We start from the raw sequence: 10,625 nt of genomic DNA on the forward strand, positions 1-10,625 counted from the left end.
GATGTTATTGAGATGGGCGGATTCTGTTCTCGGGGGTTCTATTGCACGAATCGAATACGGCGAAGGTAAATATCAGTGGGAATGATATTTCCGGCTACAAAGGCTCTGGGACGGGGCTTGGGACGATAACGGGCGTCGTTCTATGGCAACGTCCATCGCTGTCGAATCAAAGTTTGTCTGATAACTCCATTATAATGTCGCTTATGTCGTAATCTTCGAGATAAGACACAATATTATGGATTTAAAGGCATTGATATGTCGCGCACACCCTCCTATTCTCCCTGCCTGAAGCATTTATTACTGCGGAGCCATGATCGTGTTGGATTTCAACTTCAGCAAGCCGGACGAGATCGTGAAACGGCTGTGTGAGCGTTTACGCACCGAACGTCTGGCCCAGCAGATGACACAGAGCGATCTGGCCGGCCGCGCAGGCGTAGGGGTCACCACTGTGTCGAACCTTGAAGCCGGACGCAACGTTGGCATGGAGACCGTTGTCCGGGTCGCTGTGGTGCTGGGTCGAAGCAAGGAACTCGAAGCGCTGTTCCTGCCGCGCCTGGAAAGTGTTGATGACATTCGCCGTTATGAACGCAGCACGCGGCGTCAACGAGTGAAGCGGGCACCTACTGATGCTTGAGCAAGTGCACGTTTTCTATGAAGGTTGGGGCGAGCGTTGGCTGTGGGGCACGCTGGTCTCCACGGCGGCGATCAACGGGCGTCCGCAGATCGTTTTCGAATACAGCGCGGAGGCGAAGAAGCGGGGGCTGGAGCTGTCTTCATTCACCCTCCCGCTTAAAGGCGAGACCTTGCGCAGAGGGTTTGCGCCTCATCAGCTAGGCCTGCCGGGCCCGGTCTATGATGCCTTGCCCGATGGCTGGGGCATGCTGCTGATGGATCGGCTGTTCAGGCGCCGCCATCTCAACACCGCCCGGATCGGGCCTCTGGAGCGACTTGCGTACGTAGGGGACAACGCGATGGGCGCGATGACGTTCGAGCCTGTGGCACCCGAAGGGGAGGAGGCCCGGCAACACGTCTCGCTTGACGCGCTGGCGGCTGAAGTCCGGCACGTACTCAATGGCGACGGTGGCGAGTTTCTGGCGCAATTGATGCTCGTGGGTGGCTCTCCGCAGGGGGCCAGGCCCAAGGCCCTCGTGTACCGCGACCCGCAGACCGGCCACTTCACAACGGCGGTCAATCCGGCCTTCGAGGCCTGGCTGGTCAAGTTTCCTGCACGGGGCGAGCATCCCGAAGTGTGCGCGATTGAGACGCTGTATGCCGAGTGCCTGCGGATGTGTGGCATCTCGACGCCCGATACCCTGTATTTCGAACTGCCCAACGGGCTCGCGGCTTTCTCCAGTCGGCGCTTTGATCGAAAAAACGGCCTGCGCGTGCCGATGCAGAGCCTTGCGGCATTCACGGGAGCGGATTTCACATCGCCAGGCTCATTGGACTACGTCAACTTCTTTCGGGCGACGCAACTGTGCACCAACGACATGCGCGAGAAAGCGCTCGCATTCGAACGTGCCGTCTTCAATGTGGTGTTCAACAACCGGGACGATCACCCGAAGAATTTCGCGTACGTGATGTCATCAACCGGCGCCTGGACCCTGGCGCCCGCTTACGACGTGACGTTTTGCGAAGGGCCCGGGGGGTATCACCAGATGGACGTCATGGGAGAGGCATTGGCGATCGACCGTGCGGCCATGCTCGGTCTTGCCAGAGAAGCCGAGCTTGCGGCGGACGTCGCTGCTGCCCTGATCGATCGCGTGTGCGAGGTCGGAGCGGGGTTCGAAGCCTTGGCACAGAAGCAATACCCGAACGCCATCACCTTGGCCACCCGGCAGATGATTCAGCAACGTATCAACGAGAATATCCGGCTGCTTCGGTAAGCGGACAGGCCAGCAAACAGCGTTAAAGACTGTCCGGATCGCCGAAAAACATTTCGTCTGGGCTCTAGGACGGTAGTTTCAGGTCATAAAAAACTAATGATGCCCCCAGTTTTGCCCCCAATTACACAGGGTGCGAGAGCGCTCGCGAGCGGCGATTTCTCACGGACTCCAGTATGGCAATGACTGGCTTTCGGTGTAACTCCTCATTGGATCTGGAGGTACGTTGAAGGGCTCATCAAGGACACGCTAATCCGCCCTCGCTCGAGAGCAGCAACTCCGATCTGCTGTGTTCTACTCAATATTTGCATCCGCGTAATTGGTTTGCTGGTCTTGGAGGTTTCTACGAAACCAAGGACGATTCAGTTCAGTTCAGCTCTGCCAGCTTCAACGATCCTTTCGATTGCACGATTAACTTAACCCCAAGAGGCTGCACGAGTCTGTCGCACATGCCCTCGAGATCATTATGAAAAATGCCGTGGTGGGCGATGCCCTGAAAGTACCGAGTCACTGCGCTGAGTACCACAAGGGCTTCAGCGTGCCGTCACCCATTGGGTCAATTCGACATCATCGAGCGAATGTTTGGCTGGCTGAAAGAGAACCGCAGGATCGTGACACGCTTCGACAAGCTCGCGAAAAGCTATCCGGCCATGGTCTCACTGGCTTGTTCCATGCGGTGTATGCGACATCTCTTTTCGTGCAGAGCCTAGCATGCACCTTTCGTTAGGGTGCTATCAATTGGCTTGATGACAAAACTGTGTTGGGTTGCCATCTAGGATCGAACACCTGCGTTGAAAGCGAATGGACGGCCTGCCGGGTAAGCTTTGATCAGACGAGGCGCTTCTCGAAACCAGACAGATATTCGCGAACCATCGTCGAGTAGGGTGCTTGAGGCTTGGCCATCTCTTTCATATGTCGCACCGTACGGTCTATCAATGCCTCCATTCGTTTTATGATGCGCTTGTTTTCATCCGCGCACGGAGCATTCCTGCACATTTCGAGTTTCAGAATCATCGCGCAAAGATCCTTTACTGACTCCTCCATAAAGGCGAGTTGGCGCAGTACTCGCGTGCGATCCTGGACCAACCCCAAACGGTTCAGCCCGTAGGTATGGATCGATACCGCGCCACGAAGACTGAGCTTGTCTTCAAGCGCCTTATCAATTTCACCTTTGAATTCCGGGAGTAGATCTTGGGTTGGAATGACTTCAGGTAGCCCCGCGCCATCGTGTGGTTTTGGTAACACCAACCCAATGAGCTTTTCGCAGTCGACATGGAAGGCTAAATGCTCTTGTGGATCATCCAGGCAGGGATTGAGTAACAACGCGTATTCCGTTGAACAGTCCCTCGAGTCCTTTGTCGCGCGCGCCCCCAGGATTGGAAAATGGTTGCCTTTGCCTGTAGTGACCCTGCGTTGCTTGCTGAAGCCTAAGTGGTCACTGCGCAGTTCAACCAATTGGGTCGAGAGCACCGGTGTGATGTGTTCGTTCAGTCGGTTGCAATGGATACAGCTGGGAAGCAGGTTTTCCCAATCCATCGCCAGCCACCAATACCCCGTATGGTCAGTATTATCTACGCCCCCCTTCGGCCTGTAATGCTCTACGTCAACCGGGGCCACGGCAGGGTAGAACGTTTCGCAATACGCGCACTTGCCATGAAACAGCGCTAACAACTGGGTTTTGACCGAATTTTTGCGATAGGTCTTGAAAAGGGGTTTTTTCAAGTAGTCCACTGCCTTTGCGGCTTCAATCACAACCGGATCATCGGCCGCCATCGTGGCTCTGGCGCGCGCCAAGGTCTCAAGTGCAGCCGTTTTTTCTTTGAAATAGGCTGTTAAATCAGTGAGTTCCTGATCGGCGGCACTGACTGTGGTCTTTCTCGGCAACATCGCCAGGGGCTTTTTCACGAGGGATCGGTCAACGAAGCGCACGGTTCAAAAGTCCTTGAGGATATTCAGTATTTTGGTCTTTGTTTCCACACGTATCGTTTCCCACTCACTGGAAGGTTCTTTCTTTCGCCGCTGAAGAAATTCGGCGACAGCCTCCTGAACGACACGCTGGGCCTCACTGGTGCCAACGGGAAGCGCGTCGTTGACCTCATCTTCGAAATAGGCCATGACCCGCTGTTCTTGGGCGGTCAACACCTCTCTGTTTTTGCGCTTGCTCAATAGATCGGCCACGCTGGCCAGTTGTTTGTCCATTTCCGGCTGATCAGTTGACATCAAATTGAAAAAATCGGACGTCAGCAATTGCTCGATCGTCAACCGGGAGGAGTCCGGTAGATCACTCAATTGCTCAATGCACGTGGCGTACTTAGTCTTTGCCCCGCCAGCCTTGGACCGACGTTGAACGACCACGACTTCTCCTTTCTGCATGCCGCGCAGACACAGGGGGTCATGGCTGGTGGCGATGAACGTGACCTTGGGCAAGGCCTTGCGCAACACATGCATGATCTGAATTTTCCAGCGCGGGTGCAGGTGCGCTTCGACTTCGTCGATTAACACCACAGCCTGGGCATGCTCAAGTCCTTGAAAACGGGGATGGACGCGACGGTCCATGAGCCGTTGCATGATGTCGCACACCATTGCCAGGATGGTTCTGTAGCCTGAGGACACATCATTGAGCGGTGTCCTGGTTACTACACCCGCGGGGACCGTCACGATCAGGCAGGATTTACCGTCGGGCGCTTTTTCGATGACTTTTATGTCGCCGTCCACAGACATGATGATTTTCAATGCACGGGCTACGTCATTGAAGTCTTCGCCCTCCAGCCCGAGTAGCCATTGCTCCGGATTAGCCAGCAGGCGATCCGTTTCGAACAGGTTGATGATCGCGTGATTGGCTTCATGAGCCTGAGAAGATCTTTTCTGGTATTGGCGAAAGGCGCCGTAAGCGAACACCGGCGGTACATCACCCAGTCCATCCGGTCGAAAGACGTTGTCATCAATCCTCAAGACTTTGGCTTGCCCCTCGTCGAAACTCAAACGTACCTGTGCCAGGGTTTTAGAGGCCACGTCATCCGAGCCCAGTTGGGCTGGAGAAAGCACGAAGGAGGCAGGTGTCAGGTTCAAGGTGGCAGGTGTATGTGGATGGCTCAGCGCTAGCGCAATCGCTTCGAGAATCGAGCTTTTTCCGGTGGCGTTTTCACCCAGTATCAGCAGTGCTGGCTGTAGAGTTTCATTGCTCAACTGCGATTCGGCGCTGAGTGTGCCGAGATTCAATTCGAGGTGCTCGATCGCCTTGAAATGCTGAAGTTCGATGGAATGCAAGGACGGGTAAACCAGCGGCACGGGGGGCTTCTGCTGGTCTGGCTCAGTGTCCAGAACGCCATAGTCCGTTGGCGGTATGTTCAAGGTTTTACGGCCGAAGTCAGTTTCTTCAATCCACCCCTGCAATTGTTCACGCGTCTGCTGATAGTCCCCGACTGAAAGCAGTGTTTTCAGTGTCTTTGCCACCCCGGAGCGGCCCGTAGGCATTGTCAGGCCAGCTCTTTGTGACAAGTACAGCGCAATTCGCCGGCATTGCAGGTACCACAGGCCACCGAACTCAAGTTCGGCGAAGTCAAAATAGGTCTGAAAGGTAGTCTGGCGTAATCGCGGCAGGTGTTCACCAGGCGCCAATAGTTCTTCACGGTACTGCCGAAGTCTGGCTTCCCGCAGTTCATTCAATTCTGGACGGTCCAGGCGAAAATTGGCGATTGTGATATCGCCCTCTTCAGACAGTGGCAGCAGCTCGCCATTAACGGAGGGGAAAAAGTGCTTTTCAAAACGCTGATCAACGCACGGATCAAGCAAAACGGCTGTCTCGCGGTATGTGGAGAAGCGCCATGAACCAAGATTGTCATCGGCATACTGGCGTAATTGGTCAAGGTTCGGAATCGGAGCACGTTTGCCCTTGATCGGAAAGAACGAAGGCTGACGCGGAATACACCTCAGACAGATGGGATAGATATTTTCCCAGGCATTGGCGAGCCAGACATAGTAGAGATGCGAGTCAATCCCTCCTATCGTAGAGGTTGCAGACGACGTTGGTCGGAATCGGTAGGGAAGTGGATGATCCTTGCTTTCGCAAAATGCGCATTTCCATCGAAACATTTGTCCCAGCGCATCATAAACAGGGCTGACCTGGTTCAGATTCAGTTCCAGGTCTTCCATGGGCACACGGGTTTGAGAGCGCTCCTGAGTGTCCAGACTGAAGAACTCCAGCAGTTGCTCTCTGGACTTCCTGAATTGCTTTTCGCGGAAAATGGAGGGAGGTACTTTGTTGCGTAAAAATCGTTGCATTGCTCATCTTCCCTGACACGGCGAAACAAACCGCCACAGATCATCGCCAAACACAGGGTGCACGATATAGCATGGGGCCACTATCGAAAAGTCTGTGATGTTCCGCGAAGGCTGTCACGAGTCATTGGGGCATACCTAGTGTCCACGGCTACAGGAATGGCTTGTTTCAAGCAATAGCCGTTACTCCCAGCCGGCCGCCTTCGACCTACAACATGCGGTGGCGGAAAGCAGCATCCGGCAATCAGGTCGACAGCTACTCCCCACTCATACAGTTTCCTTCCGTGCACTCATTCAATTCTTGCCGCGGTTCGGTGATCACGTTTTTTATTGACGCGGTCACTGATAAACGTTCACCGGGTACGGCTATCATCGCGCGACAACATCCAGAGCGGAGCCGGTATGCCATTCCCCATCCTGCCGTGGGCAGAAATTTCTAACAACTATCGTCGCGGCACTATCTTGCTCGGCAACGGTGCGAGCATCGCGATTGCGCCGACCTTCGCGTATGGCTCTCTGCTGACGCATGCTCGCGAGAATGAGTTGCTCGACGGCGATGTGCAGCGCCTGTTCGACTTCTTCGAAACCAGCGATTTTGAGCTTGTCCTGCGGCTGGTCTGGCAGGCCAGCAACGTGAACCGGTCACTTGAAATTCCTGACGAGCGAACGCACCAGGCGTATGTGCGAGTTCGAGACTCCTTAATACAGGCGGTCCGCAGCGTACACCCCGAGTACGAGCAGGTCACACAACATCTGCCCAACATGTACCAGTACCTTAAAGGGTTCGACACGGTGCTCTCGCTGAACTACGACTTGCTGGTCTACTGGACCATGGCGCACGGCTTTAACGTCGACGATGGTCACAAGTTCAAGGACTGCTTCCGCGACGGCAGTTTTGACGACGATTGGCGGCGATTCCGTTCGCTTTACGGCGAGCGCGAAAATACCTTGGTCTTCTACCCCCACGGTAGCTTGGCTCTGAGCCGTAATAACGTGGAGGAAGAGTTCAAAATCCATGCTGCAGGCCATGGGCTGCTGGAAGCGATCCTGCGGCAGTGGCGTAGCGAACGAGTTGTGCCGCTGTTCGTCAGTGAGGGCACCGCCGGGCAAAAATTCAACTCAATCCGTAGCAGCTATTACCTGTCCACGGTCTATCGGGAGGTCCTCACATCGCCACGCAGATCGCTGACCCTGTTCGGCTGGGGACTGGGGGAGCATGACAGGCACCTGCTCAAGCGAATGCGAGGCAGTGGCATCCAGCGTGTGGCCGTTTCAGTATTTCGGGGCAGCCAAGCTTACTGCAATACGGCCCATCAGATCATCCAGGATGACCTCGGCGAGGTAGAAGTAGATTTCTTCGATAGTGAGAGTCCCGGCTGCTGGATTCACCCGGCAGACGAATAGACTGGAACTTCTGGGAGCTAGAAAGGCCATGCAAACAGCGTCGCTGCCGGCATGGCTCTACCGGACAGGATTGGCTGCTGCAGAAGACTGCTTTGTCACCCGGCGTGGTAATTGCCGACGACGATGGTCTGAGGTATGAACTTCTGCATCACGACCTTGATAGGGATATTGCCGCAGCCTGGACATTCGACAGGCCAGCGCCAATTGGCTAGGTAAGCATTCAGGTCTTGGCATTTACTACGCTGCGGTCTCCTTCAAAAGCGACGCCAGTGTGGTCGCATGGCAACATAGCTTGCCGGTGAAGGCTTTTCTGCGGGTTCCCGGGCTAAGCACCTAGCTCTTCTTTAATGCCTACATCTAGTCGAGCGGTAGGGATGATGCTTGCGCCTGCGACTGCTGTGGTTCCATTAGGGCGTTGAGTCAGCGGCGGACGACATATTTGCGGAACTGTCGGCGCAAATTGCATAGGAGGCGGCGTGACTGTTATCGCCAGCACAGTATTGACCCTGTTGCTGAAACCTTACTGATCCAAACTTCTACCTTATGAACCGTTACCAGTGCTGGTTTTTTGCGGATTGCTGTTGGAACATCATGGCATCGGCCAATGGGTCAATTCGACGCCAGCGCCAACAGCAAGACCTTCGCAAGCGTGTTCGTGCACGGCCTGCGGAGAGGGTGGGCGACCACGTCTTTGGACTTGCGCTTGCTTGAGCGGATCCTACGTGGGGCCTAACCGCGGATGACCCACCGCTCTGCGAATCTAAAAACCATGTCGTTCGTCTGCTTGGCAAGAGCTATGTCCTGACGGGAGGGGGGCTTTTGAGAAGGGGAGCGATCGATAGATCAGTTACTTACGGCTGCTGGCTTGGCTATTTCGGCAGGACATATCAGTTATGAACCCGGTAAGTTCCGTTGCCTGCTTTCGTTGTCTTCATTAATCGTTGCTGCTCCGAGCAAAGCCAGCGTAGATCCAACGAGTACTCACCATGAGGATTGATATGTTCAAGGTTAAAAAAACACGTCCAAAATTGCACGTTGTTGCGAGGGCATCCCGGGAGCTGGCACTCGCTTTCGCATTGGGAGGAGTGCCAGTTCTGTTAAATTCAGAGTCGTCAGCACAGTTCAAGGCAATGCTGGACCTTTTACTCGCCGCACCTTTTTTGATGGGCTACTACGCGTGGCTGTGTTTAGCATTCGCGGTAGCTGCAATTGTTAAATACAAGTGGAGGTTCATGTCCGCTCGGTATCAGCGTTGGCTCGACGGTGTGCATCTTTTTTTAGGTGACATTGGTGGAAGTTTTTTGACCGCAGGCAGAACGGGCCTAGGAGCGATACTGGGATTTTTAACGGTTTGGCACTGGGTCGAACCGGACTCATTGAGCGCTGAGAATGTAATTCGTACGCTTGTCATGGTTTTCAGTCTCACTTTCCTTAGCGTGATGCTGGCGTTGGGCGAAGAGACTTTGAAAGATCCAAAGCAAGCAGCAGCCAGTAAATAGCTCAGGAAAGTGGGAGCACTCTGCCGAGGGCAAACATCTAAGGGGGCTAGTACAGCCACTGAGCGGCATTCAGCGTTCGCTGCACATTAAGGCCAAACTGAATTTGCTCGCAGGCTGCTCTGGGTTGCATCGCAAGGGGCATCCGTTGCTGAAATCAGCACCGCACAAGTAGCGGTTTCCACGTTCTCAAAAACGTAGCCAGCCATCTCACCTTTGATTATTTCATCACTCATGCTCGAACCACCTATGGCTTGTCCAAACGCCATTAGCTTTCCGGTCACATCCTTGAGGTTCGAATACCTGCCACCAAGGCGGGAAAGACATTCATCATTCAGCTTTGATGATTGTGAAAAGCTGCTAAGTATCCTGGCAGCGTAGGTAAACTGGGTCTCTAGGTGTGGTAATTCCTACGACATCAGCACAGCACATAGCCAAAGGAATTCGAGTGGATAGGGAATGGGTAAGAGATTTCATTGAGAACATTTCGTCGGCCACTATCGGTGATATGGACATCCCGAAGCTAGTCAACGGGAAAATCCTGCACACGCCCAATCGGCTTTTCAAAATCAGAAAATGCGGCGAGTACGCATTCAAAAATTTGGCTGAGAAAACCCTCTATCTGGGCGTCGCCAATGAGTTCAACGACCCATACGATACGGCGTTCTGGATTGATTACCGGAAGCTCGCTGCTTGGAAAAAACTCGATGAACTGGGCTTCAGCGATGATCAGGTCGTCACTGCTCTGGCCTCCGATGACCCCATTGCAGCGGTAGTAGCACTGGCATCGGCTCAGGAGCCACCCCGCCTGAACGTGGATCAATGGCTCCATGAAGTAGAGGTTTTGGCGCCGAATCACCAGGCCGGGCAGCTCCCGACCCTCATTGATCAGCTCAAAAGCAGCTACAAAATCTGCAGCCTAAGTGCGCGTGTGGATTCGGTGCTGATGTGGAGTCACTATGGCCACGACCACACCGGCTTTGCCATGGAGTACGACTTCACAAGGCTCCATCGGAATGAGCTTCCCACCCTCACGCTATGGCCGGTTGCCTATACAGACAAGCTGTTCGACGTCACCCCGATCCTCAGAGCCCACAACTTGGGCAAAGACTACAACGCTCTTTTTGGCATTGCTGCATCGTTGTGCAAGGCTGTCGACTGGCAGTACGAGCGTGAGTGGCGCTGGGTAGTTCCAGATGGCGATAGAGGGGTGAAAGGCTCCAACTTTCCCGCGCCCCTCAAGGCCGTTCATCTAGGGGCCAAAATCTCAGATGCTGATGCGCTCGAGATCTTGAAGATCTGCAGAGACATCGATATACCAGTCTACAAGGTCACGCTTGCGCCAAACGAGTACCGGATGGTCTCGTTGCCTACCAGCTTGAACGATTGGTGTTCTATGGGTGGACGGCAGCAGGGCAACATGCCTCGGTGGGAATTAACCCATGAGTAACCAGAAACTTCGCTTGGACGAGAAGTGGGAGCCACTGGTGGTACGAAACACCGGACTTGGCATTCTTTGGTGCTACCTGACGGAAGAAGGGATGCTACACGCCGAACGCTAATC

At 54.3% G+C, this 10,625-nt stretch carries 8 protein-coding genes and 1 pseudogene; 6 read left to right on the plus strand and 3 right to left on the minus strand.

What is annotated here, in order from left to right:
* The first annotated feature begins 316 nt into the window (after positions 1–316).
* From ACIQAL_RS15775 to ACIQAL_RS15785, 3 genes and pseudogenes are all read left to right on the plus strand, one after another.
* Positions 317–634 (plus strand): helix-turn-helix transcriptional regulator, encoded by a 318-nt coding sequence (locus tag ACIQAL_RS15775; RefSeq protein ID WP_401146941.1) that lies wholly within the window; start codon positions 317–319, stop codon positions 632–634.
* Positions 627–1,886: a type II toxin-antitoxin system HipA family toxin gene (locus tag ACIQAL_RS15780; RefSeq protein WP_401146944.1), complete on the plus strand. Its 1,260-nt coding sequence runs from the start codon at positions 627–629 to the stop codon at positions 1,884–1,886. The genes ACIQAL_RS15775 and ACIQAL_RS15780 overlap by 8 nt, the downstream gene beginning before the upstream one ends.
* A gap of 554 nt (positions 1,887–2,440) precedes the next feature.
* Positions 2,441–2,593 (plus strand): annotated as a pseudogene (locus tag ACIQAL_RS15785) (IS5/IS1182 family transposase); the annotation flags it as partial.
* 118 nt (positions 2,594–2,711) lie between these two features.
* On the opposite strand, the gene ACIQAL_RS15790 reads toward ACIQAL_RS15785, so the two are convergent.
* Together ACIQAL_RS15790 and ACIQAL_RS15795 are read right to left on the minus strand one after the other, a co-directional pair.
* Complete coding sequence (locus tag ACIQAL_RS15790) at positions 2,712–3,788, minus strand: endonuclease (protein ID WP_401146947.1); 1,077 nt, start codon at positions 3,786–3,788, stop codon at positions 2,712–2,714.
* 27 nt (positions 3,789–3,815) lie between these two features.
* Positions 3,816–6,164 (minus strand): AAA family ATPase, encoded by a 2,349-nt coding sequence (locus ACIQAL_RS15795; protein WP_401146950.1) that lies wholly within the window; start codon positions 6,162–6,164, stop codon positions 3,816–3,818.
* A gap of 399 nt (positions 6,165–6,563) precedes the next feature.
* On the opposite strand from ACIQAL_RS15795, the gene ACIQAL_RS15800 reads away from it, so the two are divergent.
* Positions 6,564–7,565, plus strand: a complete 1,002-nt coding sequence (locus ACIQAL_RS15800; RefSeq protein WP_401146953.1) for a DUF4917 family protein — start codon at positions 6,564–6,566, stop codon at positions 7,563–7,565.
* A gap of 998 nt (positions 7,566–8,563) precedes the next feature.
* Positions 8,564–9,064, plus strand: a complete 501-nt coding sequence (locus tag ACIQAL_RS15805) for a hypothetical protein (RefSeq protein ID WP_401146956.1) — start codon at positions 8,564–8,566, stop codon at positions 9,062–9,064.
* Between the two features lie 86 nt (positions 9,065–9,150).
* Here the strand turns inward: ACIQAL_RS15805 and ACIQAL_RS15810 are convergent, their stop codons facing one another.
* Entirely contained in the window at positions 9,151–9,345 is a 195-nt protein-coding gene (locus ACIQAL_RS15810) for a hypothetical protein (RefSeq protein ID WP_401146959.1), read from the minus strand.
* A 164-nt stretch (positions 9,346–9,509) separates the two neighbouring features.
* On the opposite strand from ACIQAL_RS15810, the gene ACIQAL_RS15815 reads away from it, so the two are divergent.
* On the plus strand, positions 9,510–10,511 hold the full coding sequence (locus ACIQAL_RS15815) for a DUF2971 domain-containing protein (protein ID WP_401146960.1): 1,002 nt from the start codon (positions 9,510–9,512) through the stop codon (positions 10,509–10,511).
* Positions 10,512–10,625: the final 114 nt, after the last annotated feature.

Origin of the sequence: Pseudomonas sp. NPDC088368 (assembly GCF_044753445.1) — a bacterium.
In the GTDB taxonomy this organism is placed as follows: domain Bacteria; phylum Pseudomonadota; class Gammaproteobacteria; order Pseudomonadales; family Pseudomonadaceae; genus Aquipseudomonas; species Aquipseudomonas bambusae.